This window comes from Paraburkholderia fynbosensis (genome assembly GCF_902859935.1).
Taxonomy (GTDB): Bacteria; Pseudomonadota; Gammaproteobacteria; order Burkholderiales; family Burkholderiaceae; genus Paraburkholderia; species Paraburkholderia fynbosensis.
In genome coordinates this window covers 1-16,424 of sequence record NZ_CADIKI010000004.1, presented here as the reverse complement: position 1 = coordinate 16,424, position 16,424 = coordinate 1, and the positions used below count along the sequence as shown (strand labels likewise).

15 protein-coding genes are annotated in these 16,424 nt (G+C 62.6%); 10 read left to right on the top strand and 5 right to left on the bottom strand.

Features of this window, described 5'->3' with window-relative positions; translation table 11 throughout:
- Window positions 1-783 (top strand): enoyl-ACP reductase FabI, encoded by a 783-nt coding sequence (gene fabI, locus HV770_RS07820; protein ID WP_175158868.1) that lies wholly within the window; start codon window positions 1-3, stop codon window positions 781-783.
- A gap of 505 nt (window positions 784-1,288) precedes the next feature.
- On the opposite strand, the gene HV770_RS07815 is transcribed toward fabI, so the two are convergent.
- Window positions 1,289-2,053, bottom strand: a complete 765-nt coding sequence (locus tag HV770_RS07815; RefSeq protein ID WP_175159169.1) for an SDR family NAD(P)-dependent oxidoreductase — start codon at window positions 2,051-2,053, stop codon at window positions 1,289-1,291.
- A gap of 189 nt (window positions 2,054-2,242) precedes the next feature.
- On the opposite strand from HV770_RS07815, the gene HV770_RS07810 reads away from it, so the two are divergent.
- Window positions 2,243-3,163, top strand: coding sequence for an AraC family transcriptional regulator (locus HV770_RS07810; protein ID WP_175158867.1), 921 nt, complete (start codon window positions 2,243-2,245; stop codon window positions 3,161-3,163).
- A 153-nt stretch (window positions 3,164-3,316) separates the two neighbouring features.
- Here the strand turns inward: HV770_RS07810 and HV770_RS07805 are convergent, their stop codons facing one another.
- Both HV770_RS07805 and HV770_RS07800 read right to left on the bottom strand, forming a co-directional pair.
- Entirely contained in the window at window positions 3,317-4,228 is a 912-nt protein-coding gene (locus tag HV770_RS07805; protein WP_175158866.1) for an alpha/beta fold hydrolase, read from the bottom strand.
- 24 nt (window positions 4,229-4,252) lie between these two features.
- The gene (locus tag HV770_RS07800) at window positions 4,253-5,161 is read right to left on the bottom strand and encodes an alpha/beta fold hydrolase (protein ID WP_175158865.1); all 909 of its coding nucleotides are present in this window, start codon (window positions 5,159-5,161) and stop codon (window positions 4,253-4,255) included.
- Between the two features lie 126 nt (window positions 5,162-5,287).
- Between HV770_RS07800 and HV770_RS07795 the strand changes: the two genes are divergently transcribed.
- Entirely contained in the window at window positions 5,288-5,674 is a 387-nt protein-coding gene (locus tag HV770_RS07795; RefSeq protein ID WP_175158864.1) for a MerR family transcriptional regulator, read from the top strand.
- Between the two features lie 221 nt (window positions 5,675-5,895).
- Window positions 5,896-6,519, top strand: a complete 624-nt coding sequence (locus HV770_RS07790) for a LysE family translocator (protein WP_175158863.1) — start codon at window positions 5,896-5,898, stop codon at window positions 6,517-6,519.
- A 19-nt stretch (window positions 6,520-6,538) separates the two neighbouring features.
- Here the strand turns inward: HV770_RS07790 and HV770_RS07785 are convergent, their stop codons facing one another.
- The gene (locus HV770_RS07785) at window positions 6,539-7,954 is read right to left on the bottom strand and encodes an aminotransferase-like domain-containing protein (RefSeq protein ID WP_175158862.1); all 1,416 of its coding nucleotides are present in this window, start codon (window positions 7,952-7,954) and stop codon (window positions 6,539-6,541) included.
- A gap of 219 nt (window positions 7,955-8,173) precedes the next feature.
- On the opposite strand from HV770_RS07785, the gene aptA reads away from it, so the two are divergent.
- A complete protein-coding gene (aptA, locus tag HV770_RS07780) occupies window positions 8,174-9,502 on the top strand; it encodes an omega-aminotransferase AptA (RefSeq protein ID WP_175158861.1) in 1,329 nt (442 codons plus the stop codon).
- A 247-nt stretch (window positions 9,503-9,749) separates the two neighbouring features.
- Here the strand turns inward: aptA and HV770_RS07775 are convergent, their stop codons facing one another.
- Complete coding sequence (locus HV770_RS07775) at window positions 9,750-10,274, bottom strand: DUF6496 domain-containing protein (protein WP_175158860.1); 525 nt, start codon at window positions 10,272-10,274, stop codon at window positions 9,750-9,752.
- A gap of 193 nt (window positions 10,275-10,467) precedes the next feature.
- On the opposite strand from HV770_RS07775, the gene HV770_RS07770 reads away from it, so the two are divergent.
- The 5 genes from HV770_RS07770 to HV770_RS07750 all read left to right on the top strand — a co-directional run bounded on the left by HV770_RS07770 (window position 10,468) and on the right by HV770_RS07750 (window position 16,226).
- Window positions 10,468-10,719 carry a hypothetical protein gene (locus tag HV770_RS07770; RefSeq protein WP_042326185.1) on the top strand — a complete coding sequence of 84 codons (252 nt, stop codon included), beginning with the start codon at window positions 10,468-10,470 and terminating at the stop codon, window positions 10,717-10,719.
- Window positions 10,720-11,871: 1,152 nt separating this feature from the next.
- Window positions 11,872-13,278 carry a class I SAM-dependent methyltransferase gene (locus HV770_RS07765; protein WP_175158859.1) on the top strand — a complete coding sequence of 469 codons (1,407 nt, stop codon included), beginning with the start codon at window positions 11,872-11,874 and terminating at the stop codon, window positions 13,276-13,278.
- A 1-nt stretch (window position 13,279) separates the two neighbouring features.
- Window positions 13,280-14,617 (top strand): sensor histidine kinase, encoded by a 1,338-nt coding sequence (locus HV770_RS07760; protein ID WP_175158858.1) that lies wholly within the window; start codon window positions 13,280-13,282, stop codon window positions 14,615-14,617.
- Window positions 14,618-14,624: 7 nt separating this feature from the next.
- Window positions 14,625-15,029, top strand: coding sequence for a response regulator (locus HV770_RS07755; protein WP_175158857.1), 405 nt, complete (start codon window positions 14,625-14,627; stop codon window positions 15,027-15,029).
- A gap of 186 nt (window positions 15,030-15,215) precedes the next feature.
- The gene (locus HV770_RS07750; protein WP_175158856.1) at window positions 15,216-16,226 is read left to right on the top strand and encodes a response regulator; all 1,011 of its coding nucleotides are present in this window, start codon (window positions 15,216-15,218) and stop codon (window positions 16,224-16,226) included.
- Window positions 16,227-16,424: the final 198 nt, after the last annotated feature.

Below are 16,424 nucleotides of genomic sequence, written 5' to 3'. Positions count from 1 at the left end.
ATGGACAAGCCATCCGCGCAGCTATTCGCGCAACACAAGGTGCTGATCGTCGGCATCGCCAACGATCACTCGATCGCCTATGGCTGCGCGCGTGCGTTCCGCGAGCTGGGCGCGGACCTCGCGATCACCTATCTGAACGACAAGGCGAAGGCTTACGTCGAACCGCTCGCGGAAGAACTCGGCGCGTCGCTCCTGCTGCCGCTCGACGTCTCGAAGCCCGGCGAACTCGACAGCGTGTTCGACACGATCCGCGAACGCTGGGGACGGCTCGACGTCGCCGTGCATTCGATCGCATTTGCACCGAAGGAGGATCTGCAGGGCGGCCTGCTCAACAGCTCCGCCGAGGGCTTCGCGAAGGCGATGGATGTCTCGTGTCACTCGTTCATCCGGATGGCGCGGCTCGCGGCGCCGCTGATGAACGAAGGCGGATCGCTGTTCGCGATGAGCTACCTGGGCGCGGCGCGCGTCGTGCCCAACTACGATCTGATGGGCCCGGTCAAGGCGGCGCTCGAAGCGTCGTGCCGTTATCTCGCGCACGAGCTCGGGCCGAAGCACATTCGCGTGCATCCGATCTCGCCGGGGCCGTTAAAGACACGCGCGGCGTCGGGACTGAAGGACTTCGATCTGCTGCTCAACGAGGCGGCGCAACGGGCGCCGATCGGCGAGCTCGTGGATATCATGGATGTCGGGTATACCTGCGCGTTTCTTGCGACGCCTTATGCGCGGAGGATGACGGGGAATACGATTTTTGTCGATGGGGGCGTTAGCATCATGAATGGGTAGCGGGTCGTCCATCAGAAATCGCGTCCGGGGAAAGATGCGCTGCGGGCTGGCGGGACTCGCAGTTCGAGTCACGCCACAAGCCGCTGTTCATCACTTCCGGTCACATCGCCGGCAATCGCACCATCCCCTGACCATAGCACTTGTAAAACCAGAACCAGGAGCCCGGTAGTCAGCTCGCGCGCCAGACCGATCGTGTCGAGCCTACACCGAAAAGCCCATTGCAGATCGAGCAAGCGCGGCTAGGCGGAATGTTCCCGGCATCGGCGAACATAGCGCAAATCACACGATCCAGACCATGCAAGCTCACGCCGACGACATTTGTGGCGAGATCGTCGAAGCTGTCGCGCCGAATATCTGCGTGTCCGGGTACTCGTCATTCCGGGCGACCACATCGGCGAGACCATCTACCCGATCTATCGCGACTGGCTCCCCGCGAGCGGAGAAGAGCTACGGGACCAGCCGTTCGTTCACCGCAACGCCACCTCTCCCCCGTTACGACCAACCGTTACGAGCCAACCTTCACGCTCATTCCGCCGTCAGCCATCACGACCGACCCGACCATGAAACTGGCTCGCTCGGAGGCAAGGAATAGCACCACTTCCGCGATTTCTTCCGGATCGGCTGCCCGACCGATCGGCGCGCTTTTCCCATGCGCAGCTAACGCAGCAACGCCGTTGCCGTCGGGTGCCACGGTGTTGAGGATATTGGTGAGCACGTCGCCGGAGCCAACAGCATTGACCCGGATGCCGTGCCCGATCGCCTCCAGTGCGAGCGTTCGCGTCAACTGCGCTAGTGCCGCTTTGGACGCGGTATAAGCGGCAATCGTAGGGAACGCAAAGTACGACGCATAAGAAGCCACGTTGACGATCGCGCCGGAACGTTGCGGAATCATCGCTTTCACGGCTTCGCGCGAGTGCAGGAAGGCACCGGTCACGTTGACATTCATGATCCGCTCCCAGTCGTCGCGCGACATGTCGACCACGAGCTTGTTGATGATGATGCCCGCATTGTTCACGAGCAGATCCAGCCGTGAAAATCGATCCATGGCGAGCGCCACTGCTTTTTCGGCGCTGCCTTCTGCGGCGATATCGGCGACGAGCGGCACGACGCTGGGGCTCTCCATTGCGAGGACCGCCGGATCGATATCCTCGGCTATTACACGGGCTCCACGTGCCACGAGCAGTTCGGTGATTGCGCGCCCGATGCCACTGGCCGCTCCCGTGACGATCGCAACTTTACCTTCAACCTCATTGATGCCTTGCATGTTCATATCCTCAAAAGATGGTTTGCCGACCGAGCTGACGAACAGTTCGAAATCGAGTGAGTCCAATGTACATGCAGGATTTTTCGTGAGCCATGGCTGCTGTTCTCGCACCCTTGCCTATAAGTATCAAATCAGCGCGCCTTATCCGCGTATCGACTATATTGGCCATCGCCATCGAAAACACTGGGGGGAAGCATGCTGGCGAGGCAAAGACGAATCGTCGGGCTGATCGAGCGGCTGGCGCCAAACGAGGGATACACGGCATCGATGCTGGCAGGTGTCAGCTTCATGCGTTCGAACCGCTCGCTAGGCCGCACGCCGGTGCTGTACGAACCGAGCATCGTCCTCGTCTGCCAGGGTTCCAAGCGCGGCTTCCTTGGAGACGAGGTCTTTCTCTACGATGCGAATCACTATCTCGTGCTCTCGGTGCCATTGCCGTTTTCTACGGAAACCGAGGCCACGCCCGAGGAGCCGCTTCTCGCGGTCACACTTCGCCTCGATCCGGGCATCACCGCGGACCTGATGCTGGCCGTCGATACGTCCAACAGGAAGCCACCCGTGGCGCCGCGAGGCATCTATTCCACCCCGCTGAACAACCGGCTGTCGAACACGCTGCTTCGTCTTCTGGAGGCACTGGGCTCACCGTTGGAGGCCCGGATCGTCGCGCCGCTAGTCGTACGCGAAATATTCTTCCTCGTGCTTACCGGTGAGCAAGGCGATGCCATGCGCGCGTCGCTCGCGGCCTCCGGTCATTTCTCGCAGATCGCGCGGGCGCTCCGCCGTATCCACACTGACTACGACAAGCGTATCGACGTGGATACCCTGTGCGGCGAAAGCGGCATGAGTGTCCCGACATTTCATCGCCATTTCAAGGCCGTGACCCACACGACGCCGATTCAATATTTGAAGTCGACGCGGCTGCACCAGGCACGCCTGCTGATGATTCGCACAGGGTTGACAGCAGCCGCTGCGTCGGCAACGGTCGGCTATGAAAGCCCCTCGCAATTCAGCCGGGAATTCAAGCGCGTGTTCGGCCGCTCGCCGACCGAAGAAGTCGAGCAGATGAAGGCGGCATTCGCCTGGTCAGAGTCGATGCTCGCCATGGAACTTCGATGACAGCCGCAGAGAGATTCCATCGATTCGTTGCATCCGCCCGTTGAATCGGCATCCTTGCCCGGCCATCCGATCAGCAAGGACCAAGGCTCTTTCTTCGAACATTCGCAGACGGTTTGCTATCTCAACGCATCGGCCGGGCAGCGAGCGGAAATGTCAAAGCCTATTGTTCAGGAAGCTACCGAGAGCGGACAACACCTCGTTTGGGGCATCCTCAGGCAGCAGATGCCCGCCGGGCACTCCTCTGCCCGTCACATTCGCCGCCCATCTGGACCATGTGTCGAGGGGCGAGATATTCCTTTCGTTCTGTTCTCTCTCACTCCAAAGCACGAGCACCGGACAGGTGAGCTTTCGGCCTACTGCAAAGTCGTTCGCGTCGTGTTCGAGATCCTCTGACGCCGCGGCGCGATAGTCTTCGCATATGGCGTGACGCACGTCGGGGCTGCGGAATGCGGTGCGATAGGCATCGAGCGCCAATGGATCGATTCGCTCGAGGCCTCCGGCCATCTTCGCAAGCGCCGCGTCGATGTAGGCATCAGGATCGTTCGCCAGCATCCGCTCGGGAAGGTCCGCAGGCTGCGCCAGAAAAAACCAGTGCCACGCGCTAAGCGCAAAAACCTTGTCGACACGTGCGAAAGCATCGAGCGTGGGCACGACGGTCAGCGACGCATAGCGGCTGACCCGTTGAGGCTGATCCAGCGCAAGGCGGTACCCGGCGCGCGCGCCGCGGTCATGGCCGACCACGGCGAACCGTTCGTGCCCGAGCCGATCCATCAACGCGACGAGTGCACTGGCCACGCGACGTTTGGTCCATCGTGGCTGATCGTTGTGGAGCCGGCTCGCGCCGTATCCCGGAAGGTCCGGCACGATAACGGTGTGCGATTTCGCGAGGCTCGGCGCGATCAAGCGCCACGCAACGTGGGTCTGCGGATAGCCGTGTAGCAGCAGAACCGGTGATCCACTCCCGCCGATGGCGCCCCGAAACGAGACGTTGTCAGTTTCAATGTCGAGCCTGGCGAAGCCTGGAAAGAAGTCATCTGCAGCAGCTCGTTCGATTTCGGGTGCCATCGGTACCTCCTGATAGAACAGCGCTTATTTCGCGGACGCCGATTTGACGAACTCGGCCAGATCGTGATTGAAACGATCGGGTTCCTCGGCGAACGACGCGTGGCCCGCCTCGGGGTACACCTTGGTTTCAATGTGCGAATTCAGCGCGCGCGCGCGGGCCAGCGTCTTAGGCGTATCGACCAGAGCGTCACGGCCGCCGTAGATAAATAGCAGCGGCACGTGCGCCTTGGCAATCCCGTCGGCGGCAAATGCCGTCATCGTCGGAATTTCTTTCTGCATGTCCCACGATGCCATCGCGGCGTTGGCGAGCAGGCGGCCAAACGTGTCGTTGTCCGGACGATGGTTGAAACAAAGCCCGACGAAGGTGCGTTCGCCATCGAGATGGGTCTTGAGGTCCGGGGAATTCATGTCCCGATAGACGTCGGGATGATCGACGATCTGACCCGGCGCGAGTTCGACCACGCCGTCGACGTACACGCCGCCAGCAATGTTGCGATCTCCGTACGCTGCGAGGTAGTTGGAGATCACCACGCCGCCTAGCGACCAACCGACCACGACGGGTTTCGTCGCATGCGAGCCCTCGATGACGGCTTGGAGGTCGTCGGCCCAATGACGCCCATCGTGATAAGGCTCGGCACCGGGCGGTTTATCCGAGAGGCCGTGGCCGCGCAGGTCGTACGTGATGATCCGGTACTGCCGCAATTCAGCGCTTTGCACCTGCGCTTCCCAGTTCAGGCGACTGCCGAGCAGACCGTGGATGAAAATGACAGGCGGGCCGTTGGGGTTGCCGCTTTCCTGAACGGCAAGCTTCACGCCATCCTTCGACGTAACCCTATAGTTCGTGGGGGCTGCTAAAGCATCGGGGGCGGTCGCCAACAGTGTTGCCACGAAGACTGCGGCGGTCATCAGGTCATTCAGCATTCGGGTAAGCATGACGAAGTCTCGAGAGAGAAAGAGCGCTTAGTCTCGAGCCTCACACTGATGTTAGGGTCAAGCGATTCGTGATAGTCTTTTTTCATTAGCACGATGGCCTGTCTCGTGAACAGGATGCCTCCCTACATGAACCAGACGCCTGCGCAGAAATTGCTGACAATCGGAGAGCTTTCGCAACGCACCGGCGCAAGCGTTCGTTCGATCCGCCATTATGATGAACACGAATTGCTCGCCTCGGTGCGTGGGAGCAATGGCTACCGCATGTTCCCCGACAAGGCGGTCACGCAGGTTAAACAAATCCGGCGCATGATCGCGACCGGTTTCACCATCGAGGATATTCGCGGCTTTCCGGACTGCATGCTTCTGCTCGAAGGCGCCCGCACCTGCGACCAGATCAGCGATGTCCAGCGGCAGCGCCTCGAAACCATCGAACGTCAGATCGCCGACCTCGAGCGGCGCCGCATACGGCTCCTGAAGACCTTGTCGGAAGGCGCGATTCCGCCGATTGACTGACGCGGTAGCGGCGCTCGGGTGGTCAAAGCACCTCCTCTCCATGAGTTCGTTCCATTGGCGCGATTCTCACTTTTAGTGTCGTTCGACGACGGCCGGTCCCGCTGTCCGTCCATAACCTGCTGAACCCGTACCGGCCTTCATCTTTAGAACCGTACCGGTACTGTACCGGCCGACCTCGCTAGAATGTACTCCACTGTCCTCTCGCCGACACCGGAGCCATCATGTCTTACGTCACTCTCAGTGCGCTGCCCGCCGGCATTCTGTTCGCGCTCGTCACCACCATCACGCCCGGCCCGAACAACACCATGCTGCTCGCCTCGGGTGTCAACTTCGGCTTTCGCCGCACCCTGCCGCATCTTTCCGGCATCAGTCTCGGCGTCGTGCTGTTGATGCTGTCGGTCGGCATCGGTCTCGGTGAAGCCTTCGTCCATTTCCCCGTGCTGTACACGGTGCTGGAAGTCGCGAGCGTCGCCTATCTGCTGTATCTCGCGTGGAAAATCGGCACGTCGGGCGAGTTGAAGGTGAAATCGGGCGAACGCCGGCCGATGCGCTTTCACGAAGCGATCGCGTTCCAGTGGGTCAATCCGAAGGCATGGATGATGGTGCTGACCGCCGCCACGACGATCCACCTCAGCGAGAGCTACAGCATGAACGCCGTTGCGATGGCGGTGATCTTCTACGTGATCGGCTTTCCGTGCATCTGCCTGTGGGCCGGCTTCGGCACCGCGATGCGCCAGGTGCTGGCGGACCCGAAGCGCTTGCGCATTTTCAACGTGGCGATGGCACTGTTGCTCGTGTTCTCGCTGTACCCGATCGCACTGCGCCTGATCGGCATGAGCGCCTGATCGGGCTGAACGGACCAGCCTAGAGCGTCCCTCGTCCGACTCGTTCGATGAAGCGCCACAGCGCGTCGTCGAGCGAGTACGGCGCATTGAAACGGAACCAGGCGCTCGGCGCATCGTCGGGACGGAAGTAGGAACCCGGCGCGAGCCAGATGCCGTGCGACAGGGCGGCCGTCGCCACTTCGCCGGCCCGCCCGGCCTCGATCGGCAGACGCGCCCACAGAAAGAGCCCGGCGCGCGGCCGGTGGAACACCTCGAGACCGAGCGAATCGAGCCGCTCCTCGACGTTCGCGTGCGCGAGCTTGAGCCGCTCGTTGACCGCTTCGACATGACGCGCGTAACGCCCTTCGAGCAGCACCTTGTCGACGATCCGCTCGATCGCCTCCGACGACGTCAGCCCCACCGCCATTTTCGTGCGTGCCAGTTCGCGCAGCACGGCCTGCTCGGCGACCACGTAGCCGCAGCGAAGCCCCGGCGTCACCGTTTTCGAAAAGCCGCCCACGTAGAGCACGCGCTGCAGGCCTTCCATCGCGGCAAAGAGCGGCGCGCCGGACGGCGCGAGTTCGCGGCTCACGTCGTCCTCGATTACCCACATGCGCTGGCGTTCGGCGATCTGCAGCAGCCGGTACGCCGCCGACATGCCGAAAGTCGCGCCGGTCGGATTCTGCAGCGTGGTGTTCACGAAGATCGCCTTCGGCTTGTGCTCGGCGACCAGCGCTTCGAGCACGTCCGTATCGACGCCCGCGGGCGTGCGCGGCACGCCATGCACGACCAGTCCCGCCAGCTTCAGAATCTGCAGCAGGTTGCAGTAGCCAGGATCTTCGACGATCACGACATCGCCCGCGCGCAGCAGCGTGCGCACGATCAGATCGAGCCCTTGGGTCGCACCCTGCGTGAGCAGCACATTGGAAACGTCGACGGGCAGGCCGCGCCGGTCGAGCTGTTCGGCGATCCGCTCGCGCAGCGGCGCGAAACCGTATGGATGCCCGTAGTCGCCGAGGCGCGCTGCAGGCACCCGGCTCGTCGCGCGCAATGCGTGCTGCAAGCCGGTCTCGTTGATCCACTCGTTCGGCAGCCAGCCGCCGCCGGCTTTGATCGGCACCGAATGGTCGGCGAACACGTCCGACAGCAGCCAGGTCGCGGTGAGGCTCGGCGGCTGCCAGTCGGTCGCGGCCGTGCGCGTGGACGGCGCGCGCGCCGCCACGCGGTAGCCGGAGCCGCGCCGCGCGACCACGAGGCCCATCGACACCAGCCGGTTGTACGCCTCGGTGACCGTGAAGGTGCTCAGCTGATGGCTCTGCGCGAGTTGCCGCACCGACGGCAACAACGCGCCCGCGCGCAACGACTGCGCCTCGATGGCGCGCGCGAAGCCTCGTACCACTTGCTCGACGAGCGTGGGAGCGGCGCGCCGGTCGCGCGCAAGTTCTAGTTCGATCATGGTCAGCACGAAATCGGGGCGAAGAGGCGGGTCGCGGCAAGCAGCCAGGCGGCCGACGTGGCGCGTCCCTCCCGTCGACACAGTTGGCGCCAATCCGCCAACACAGTTGGCATCACACTACGTCAACTGTTTATGCCGCCATTAAACCGCGAACGCTACAGTTTCGCCATGCCCCAATGGAAAATCCCCTTGGGGAGACCACTTCGAGGAGATGCCCACATGACTTCGCGCCCCGTCATCGACGATCTGTCGTCGTTCTGGATGCCCTTCACCGCCAACCGCCAGTTCAAGGCCGCGCCGCGCCTGCTGGAATCGGCTAAGGGCATGTACTACCGCACCACCGACGGCCGCGAAGTGCTCGATGGCTGCGCGGGTCTGTGGTGTGTGAACGCCGGCCACGGCCGCGACGAGATCGTCGCCGCGATCACCGAGCAACTGTCGACGCTCGACTTCGCGCCGACCTTCCAGATGGGCCACCCGCTCGCCTTCGAGGCGGCCACCAAGGTCGCCGAGCTGATGCCGGCCGGCCTCGATCGCATCTTCTTCACGAACTCGGGTTCGGAATCGGTCGATACCGCGCTGAAAATCGCGCTTGCGTACCACCGTTCGCGCGGCGAAGCGCAGCGCACCCGGCTGATCGGACGCGAACGCGGCTATCACGGCGTGGGCTTCGGCGGCATTTCGGTCGGCGGTATTGCGCCGAATCGCAAGACCTTCTCCGGCGCGCTGCTGCCGGCGGTCGATCACCTGCCGCATACGCACAACCTCGAACACAATGCGTTCTCGAAAGGTCAGCCCGCGTGGGGCGCGCATCTGGCCGAGGAACTGGAGCGCATCGTCACGCTGCATGATGCGTCGACGATCGCCGCGGTGATCGTCGAACCGGTGGCCGGCTCGACGGGCGTCCTGATTCCGCCGCAAGGCTATCTGCAGAAGCTGCGTGAAATCTGCACGAAGCACGGCATCCTACTGATTTTCGACGAAGTGATCACCGGTTTCGGCCGCGTCGGCAAAGCGACTGCCAGCGAATACTTCGGCGTCACGCCCGACCTGATCACGATGGCGAAGGCCATCAACAACGCGTCGATTCCGATGGGCGCGGTCGCGGCCAGCCGCACGATCCACGACACGATCGTCAATAGTGGCGCGCAAGGCGCGATCGAGCTGTTTCACGGCTACACGTATTCGGCTCACCCGGCCGCAGCGGCCGCAGCGGTGGCGACGCTCGACCTGTATCGTCGCGAAGGCCTGTTCGAGCGCGCAGCCACGCTGGCGCCGACCTTCGAGGCCGCCGCTCATTCGCTGCGCGGCGCGAAGCACGTGAAGGACGTGCGCAACCTCGGCATGATCGCGGGCGTCGAACTCGAATCACGCGACGGCGCACCAGGCGCTCGGGCTTACGAAGCGTTCGTCAAATGCTTCGAGGCGGGTGTGCTCGTGCGCTTTACGGGCGACATCCTCGCGTTTTCGCCGCCGCTTATCATCAACGAAGAGCAGATCGCGCATATCTTCAAGACCGTCGGTGACGTGCTGGCGACCGCCCGGTAAGCGGCAACCGCGCAGTATGCGCAGGGCTGGTGAAGAACGGGCGCAAGCGTTGCATGCGCCCGTTTTCTTTTGAAAGAACGCGCGAGCCTGCCCGGCCGCGAACACGTTGTACATCCTAGCGAGCAAGGGTGAACGACGCGCGCGAAACTCGCGTATGCGTCGCATTTTCCGGTGAGGCATACGCATGCCTACTCACGCGACGCCTTCTGGTGGGAACGCTCGTGAAGCCGCCTCTGCGCCACCTTCCTTAATGATGCGCCCGCGAAGCCCGCGTATGCGCCGCCTTCTTCGCCGCCGCCGACCGAGCCGCCGCACCCTTCGTCGCAGCAGCCTTCTTCGCCGCCGCTGACCGGCTCGCCGCCGGGCGTTTGGCTGCCGCCGATTTCGCCTGCTTCGACATCGCCTTAGGCGACGCCCCGGCGCTGCTTTCGCGCTTCAGCGCATTGGTGGAGGCGCGTGAGCGCTTCGCGCTCGGCTCCGTGCTCGCGCTCTTTCGCGCCGTGCTCTTGTGCTGCCCTGCGGCGTTGTCCTTGTCCGCTTTCTTGCGGGTCGCCTCGCTCGCCGTGCCTTTCTTCGGCGACTTCACGCCGACACCCGCGCGACGCGCTTCCGACAGGCCGATCGCGATCGCCTGCTTCGCCGACCTAACGCCGTGCTTGCCGGCGCGCACCTTGTCGACCTGTTCCTTCACGAACTCTCCTGCCTGGGTGCTCGCTGACTTGCCGGCGCGTTTGTCGGCTGCGGCACGCTTGAGGGTTTTCTGTTCTGGCATGACGGTTCTCCAGTTGACTATGGCATCTGTCACGTAGCAACGGCTGTGCCGGGAGCGGCGAGTCTGCCGGTAAGGATCGGCCGAACGAGTCCGAACTCCGGCATTTCAACCGGCTGGGCTCGCGTCCGTCAGCGCGACGGCGTATGGTGTCAGCAAGGGTTGGCGCCACGGTCCGGCCCGACGGGAGACGTCCATGAAGATACCTACCGTTCGCGCGGGAGCGCATATCGAAGGCGTGCACTGGGTCGCCGAATACGCGGAAGACGTTCATGAGATTCGCGTGTTTCGCGAAGGTCAGGAAGTGGATGTGCACAACGCGCCATCCACTCTCTTCGGCGATGAAGAGAATGCAGGGTCCAAGAGCACCGCCGATCATCGCGCAGTCGAAGCCGCGGTGCTGGCTTATCTGCGACGCTTCGTCATCGAGCACGACGCCGAGGAGTAGCGCGTTCGCTCGTGTGCCGAGCGGCACGGTCTGGCTTTTTGCATGAGACAGAAAGGGTAACTTTGCCGTGCGCGGCAATCATGTTCCTGCGCACGTCTCATGATGCGGCAAGGGGCACGGGTTAGCAGCGAACACCGGCTCGCACTTTGTCCAAACGACCAGTACTTCTATGCGCATTGGTCGCATTGGTCGCCTCGCCCAACCGGCCGCATCGGAACGTTCGATATCGCCGGGGCGATCGATCGCCCTGACCTGTGTCGTACATCGTTTAAACGATGCCGCCTGAACCGAACGAAGCCCGGATGGCCTTGGAGACGCGGCGACCAACGGTTTGAATCCGTTGTTCAAATGCGCCTGGATTACGTTGACCGTCAGTGGCGGGCGCGTACCACGATCACATATTTGTTCCCATCGAATCGGCACAGACGGCAATACATGTACTTCATCAATTGCAGACGGATGGAGGCATCGCATAACGACTGGCAGATGGCGCTTCAAGAGCGTGACAGCCGAACTTGGGTGAGCTTTGAACCAAGGCTCCGGCCTACGCGATTAAACCGTCACGAAACGCTGCGCGTCACGACGACCGTGCACTTTGGCAGGCACTTGCCGTTGAAGGTCCGCCTTGCTGTCGATGCCTTGGCGGACGCATTGCCCAACTTGATGGCGCGAGCCGCGGAGACGTCGCCGGTGCACGCAGATCCAGCTTAAGCCTCCCGAACCACGACCACTTCGAGACACCGATTAGCCCTGGGTCGGTTGGCTGTTCCACTGCGCGCCCCAGACCTTTGACGCGCTTTCGTCGAATGCCTCCAGGCAATTTCACCGATGAAGTCCGTGTGAGGCCCCAGCATTCTTTTTTTGTCAGTAGAATGCTGCAATCGCAAAGATCCGGACTGTTCCGAAACAGGCTGTCGCGAGGTGACGCGATAAGCGAAATGCATAACTTGTCAGGCCGACGCGGATCAGGAGGAAGTAGTGGTACGGCGCCCGGAAAGAACGGGTTGCCCGGGCGGGCACTGAAACATCGATGGCGACGCTTCGTCACTTGGACCAGGGAAACCATCGACGCTGAACCGGCCGACCTGCTGGTCCGGGTACGGCACCAGATTTCAAACCGACTTGTCGTCGTACTTACCTAGCCACAATACTGTGTATTCCAAAACGCAAATCGATCCGGTAGTGAGCTTCCGCAACTCGCAGGGCGAGCAGGTGCGGGGCACGATCATCAATCTCCAGCGCAAGTCCCTGGTGATGGAGGTCTATAACCCGTACTCGATCGTCCAGGTCAGCGAGGTGCTGAACGACCTGTCGGTCAAGATGGGTGTGGAACACGCCTATTCGGGCAAGGCGGTCGTCATCAGTATGGTCAATACCGGCCTGACGGCCATTGTCTCGGTGACGCTGATCGCCGAGTGGCTGGAACTGAGTGGCGGCACGCTGGAAGCACGCGCGGTGGGGGAAGAAGCCCGCCGGTTCGCGCAGGACTGGACCGAGCGTTTCCAGATCCGCCGTGACTATCAGATCGCCGTCAATCAGATTCGGGCTTTCCTCTCAGACATGTCGCGCTGGGTCGAGCAGGCGGACTTGGCCGACACCATGCCGAAGGAAGGCAAAAGCCTGCGCGAGGACTTCTTCCTCGAACTGGCGTCGCCACTGATGGAAAGGACCAAGCTCTACTTCGACGAGTTCGAAGCCGAGGCGCAGTTGGTCGACGAAGAACTGGCGCCGGCGCACCGCGCCTTTGCCCAGGCCGCGCTCCATCCCCTGCTGCTGCGCTCGCCCTTCGTTTTCCGCACCTTCACGAAGCCGCTGGGTTATGCCGGTGACTACCAGATGGTCAACCAGATGCTCGACGATCCCCGCCAGGGTCCGAGCACGTATTTCCAGATCGTCAACGCCGCCTTCCTGCAGACCGCTGTGGCACGCGCGCACCGCAATCGCGTCGATCTGCTGGTGGACTACCTGACCCGGCTGGCCAATGAAGCGCGCGCCGCGCGGCGGCCGTTCCGGGTGCTGAACGTGGGTTGCGGCCCCGCTCAGGAGATCCAGCGTTTCATGCATGAATACGACGAACCGGAGTGGCTGACGTTCGAGCTGCTCGACTTCAGTCAGGAGACACTGGACTGGACGCGCGAGCGCCTCGCGTCGATCGCGCAGAAAATGGGTAGGCGCATGATCATCAGCTACACGCATGATTCGGTGCACCACCTGCTCAAGCGCCGGATGGATGCAGATGCACCGGACGTCCGCGAGTTCGACGCGGTCTATTGCGCGGGCCTCTTTGACTACCTGTCCGACAAGGTCTGTGCCCGGCTGAACCAGCATTTCGCCAGCCGCACCAGACTGGGCGGCCGCCTGCTGGTCACCAATGTCCACGCCGACAACCCGGAGCGCTTCAGCATGGAGCACGTGCTGGAGTGGTACCTGATCTATCGCAACGAGGCACAGATGGCGGAAATCATGCCGGAGAACTGCGGCGAGCCGCGCCTGTACACGGACTCGACCGGGGTTAACGTGTTCGCCGAGGTGGTGATCGGCCAGCAACAAGCAGCCTGAGATGACGACATCCCTGGCTGGGCTACATTCGAACTATCGGGAAGAGTTACGCGACTACCGGTTGCTGTGCAGCAAGGCCGGCGGCCTGACCGTGATCGCGCTCGTGCTGATGGGCGTGGCGCTGGACTATGTCGTGTATCCGGCTGAGCAGGCGCGCTTTGCCATCGTTCGGGTGCTCACCAGTGCAGCGATCGGCCTCGCATTGCTTTCGCTCTATACGAAAACGGGCAAACGCCAGGTGCAGGTCATCACCTTCCTCTGGCTGCTGCTGCCGCAGGCAATGATCTCCTGGATGATTTACGTCACGCAGGGCGAGGAGTCGCTGTTCTATGCCGGGCTCATGCTGACGATCTTCGCGGTCGGGATCCTGTTCCCCTCCGGCTACCGGCAAACGCTGGCATTTGGCCTCGCCACGGTCTGCCTCTACTACATCGCCTGCCGCGCACATCCGGATGGCATACGGAACCCGAGCAAGTTTCAGTTCCAGCTGATCCTGATCTTCTTCTGCGCGCTGGCCAGCTCCATTTACACCTTCTTCAACGAGAAGGGCCGTTTCCAGCTATTCCGGTTAAAAGATGAGCTGGCGCACAAAAACGAGCAGCTCGCCCGTACCAATGAAAGTCTGGCGCAGATCAAAGGCCAGTTGCTGCAACAGGAGAAGATGGCTGCAATCGGCACGTTGTCCGCGGGACTGCTCCACGAGGTCAACAACCCGGTGAACTTCTGCCTGATGGCCATCGAAATAGCCATGGAGGAACCGCAGGCCCAGGACAGCCCGTCGATGCTGGAGTGCCTGACGGATGTCAAGCAGGGCATGCAGCGCATCCAGCACATCGTGTCGGACCTGAAGACCTTCGCCTACCGCAAACCCGGCGCGGCGGCCGACGACGTGCCGTTCCTGTTCGAGAAGGCGCTCGACTCGTCGACCCGGCTGAGCGCGCACGAGCTGCGCGGCGTGAAGCTCACGCGCGAGCTGCCCGGCGACACCCTCGTGCTCGGCGACGAAGCCGCCATCATCGGCGTACTCATCAACCTGTTCTCGAATGCCGCTCTGGCCATGCACAAAGCCGGCACCGTATCGCCGCAGATTCATGTCACGGCCCAATGGCACGACGACCGCCTGCACGTGAATGTGCGCGACAACGGCCCGGGGATCGCCGCGGAGAATCTGGCGCGGGTGTTCGAACCATTCTTCACTACCCGCGAAGTCGGCCAAGGCCTTGGCCTTGGCCTGTCCATCAGCTATGCGGTGGTGGAGCGGCACGGCGGCACACTGTTTGCAGAAAGCGAGTTGGGCAAGTGGACCGCGTTCAACTTCGACCTGCCGCGTGTCGAGTGATGTCGAGATGAGAGAAACCCCGCAAGCTCGGCAGACTGTCGTCTATGTCGATGATGAGGAGTTGGCCCGCAAGTACTTTGCGCGCGCGGCCGGCAGCGACTATGAAGTACTGCTCGCGAGTGGCGCGGACGAGGCGATGTCGATCCTGCGCCGCGAAGGCGCACGGGTGGCGATCCTGGTGACCGACTTCCGCATGCCCGGCCGGCACGGCGACGACCTGCTGCGGCAGGTCTGCCAGGAGTATCCGCATATCGTGCGGATCCTGGTGACAGCCTACGCGGACAACAACGCGCTCCAGGGCGCGGTCAATTCTGGCGAGGTGTTTCGAATCCTGGAGAAACCGCTAGGCGTGGGCAGGGTCCGCGAGGTGCTGGCATCGGCGAGAACAGCCCCAGTGTTGCGCCCGGGCTGATGCAGCGCTTGCCTCCCCGCCCCAGTTATCACGAACGCCGGCCTTGGCGGGCTTCGGCATGATGTTCTGCAACCGCGTCATGCAGTCCTTTGGCAGGAGTATCAGGATCGCATCCGCGTCCGGCGCCGGCAGGACCGTGACGCCGGAATTCCCAAATTTCGAGGATCGAATGCACAGGAGTGACCAATGAGCAATACGATTGCCGACCAGACACCGCCCCCGGCGATTCTGTTCGTTGATGACGAAGCGACCGCGCTCAAATACTTCGAGCGCGCCATCGGCGCGATCGCGCCGGTGGTGACGGGCGCCTCCGTGGAGGACGGCAAGGCAATGCTGGATGCCCACGCCGCCAGCCTGGCCGTGCTGGTGTCCGACCAGCGCATGCCCGGCGAATATGGCAACGAACTTCTGCGCTATGCGCGCGAGCGCTATCCGCACATCGTCCGGATTCTGACGACGGCCTATTCGGAGCTGGACCAGACCGTCGAGGCCGTCAATCAAGGCCAGATACATCGCTATATCAAGAAGCCGTGGGACATCACCGCGCTGCGCATGGAGATGAAGCAGGCACTGGAGCTGTCGGGACTGCGCAAGGAACGCGACCAGCTCGTGCGCGAGAAGCTGGGAGTACTGCAAACGCAGACCGTGGCCACCCGCATCGGCATAGTACACACGCTGTGCGCCAGCCTGATCGGCCCGGGCCGCTTCCAGCCGGTGGAAACCTACCTGGCGGGCACCGAGCTGGCTGGCACGCGCAATGTGGAGCCGGACTGGCAGCGTATGGACTACGCCGACCTGGTGCATGCCGAGAGCGAATGCAGCGGCAGCTTCGGCCACGCGGTCAGCACATGCCTCGCGGAGTTGCGTACGCAGAATGCCGGCCGCAGCGCTGTTGATGCGGTGCAGGTCTTCGCTGAAGTCCTCGGCGCCACAGTACGCGGCGGCGGCGATGCGCTGATCTGGACTTCGCCGACCACGCTCAACGAGTTCCTTACCCGGCCAGTGGGTCAGGCCGTATCGGCCGAGCACGCTGCATGGCTGGCCTGCCTGCTGTGGCTGGAAGAAGCCGGCGGCGCCCTGCAGTTTGTGCGTGAAGGTGACACTATCGTCTGCCGGGCCGGCACACGCGCTGCCAGTTTTGCGGCCGACCGGCTGGCGGTCTGGATCGAGCGGTTCTCGGAGCGGGCGTTCGGCTAGGTAAGGAGACGATCCGCGCTCAGAGCGGGCGCGACAGGGGGCGGAGGTCGGCTCGTCAGGCCGCAGTGTGAATGACCGCTGTCCCCTTGATTGTGTTGAAAAAGTCTTGTTTTGGCTCGAAGCGCTGAAGTCCGCGGCACGTTTTCGAGTTGTGGTGATCGGCGAAGCGGCAAACTTGAACGAGGCAACGATCCCCGT

Bases quoted from the DNA above. Each gene is read 5' to 3' on its own strand.
- fabI (WP_175158868.1), top strand. From the start codon at position 1: ATGGACAAGCCATCCGCGCAGCTATTCGCGCAACACAAGGTGCTGATC.
- HV770_RS07815 (WP_175159169.1), bottom strand. From the start codon at position 2,053: ATGAACATGCAAGGCATCAATGAGGTTGAAGGTAAAGTTGCGATCGTC.
- HV770_RS07810 (WP_175158867.1), top strand. From the start codon at position 2,243: ATGCTGGCGAGGCAAAGACGAATCGTCGGGCTGATCGAGCGGCTGGCG.
- HV770_RS07805 (WP_175158866.1), bottom strand. From the start codon at position 4,228: ATGGCACCCGAAATCGAACGAGCTGCTGCAGATGACTTCTTTCCAGGC.
- HV770_RS07800 (WP_175158865.1), bottom strand. From the start codon at position 5,161: ATGCTTACCCGAATGCTGAATGACCTGATGACCGCCGCAGTCTTCGTG.
- HV770_RS07795 (WP_175158864.1), top strand. From the start codon at position 5,288: ATGAACCAGACGCCTGCGCAGAAATTGCTGACAATCGGAGAGCTTTCG.
- HV770_RS07790 (WP_175158863.1), top strand. From the start codon at position 5,896: ATGTCTTACGTCACTCTCAGTGCGCTGCCCGCCGGCATTCTGTTCGCG.
- HV770_RS07785 (WP_175158862.1), bottom strand. From the start codon at position 7,954: ATGATCGAACTAGAACTTGCGCGCGACCGGCGCGCCGCTCCCACGCTC.
- aptA (WP_175158861.1), top strand. From the start codon at position 8,174: ATGACTTCGCGCCCCGTCATCGACGATCTGTCGTCGTTCTGGATGCCC.
- HV770_RS07775 (WP_175158860.1), bottom strand. From the start codon at position 10,274: ATGCCAGAACAGAAAACCCTCAAGCGTGCCGCAGCCGACAAACGCGCC.
- HV770_RS07770 (WP_042326185.1), top strand. From the start codon at position 10,468: ATGAAGATACCTACCGTTCGCGCGGGAGCGCATATCGAAGGCGTGCAC.
- HV770_RS07760 (WP_175158858.1), top strand. From the start codon at position 13,280: ATGACGACATCCCTGGCTGGGCTACATTCGAACTATCGGGAAGAGTTA.
- HV770_RS07755 (WP_175158857.1), top strand. From the start codon at position 14,625: ATGAGAGAAACCCCGCAAGCTCGGCAGACTGTCGTCTATGTCGATGAT.
- HV770_RS07750 (WP_175158856.1), top strand. From the start codon at position 15,216: ATGAGCAATACGATTGCCGACCAGACACCGCCCCCGGCGATTCTGTTC.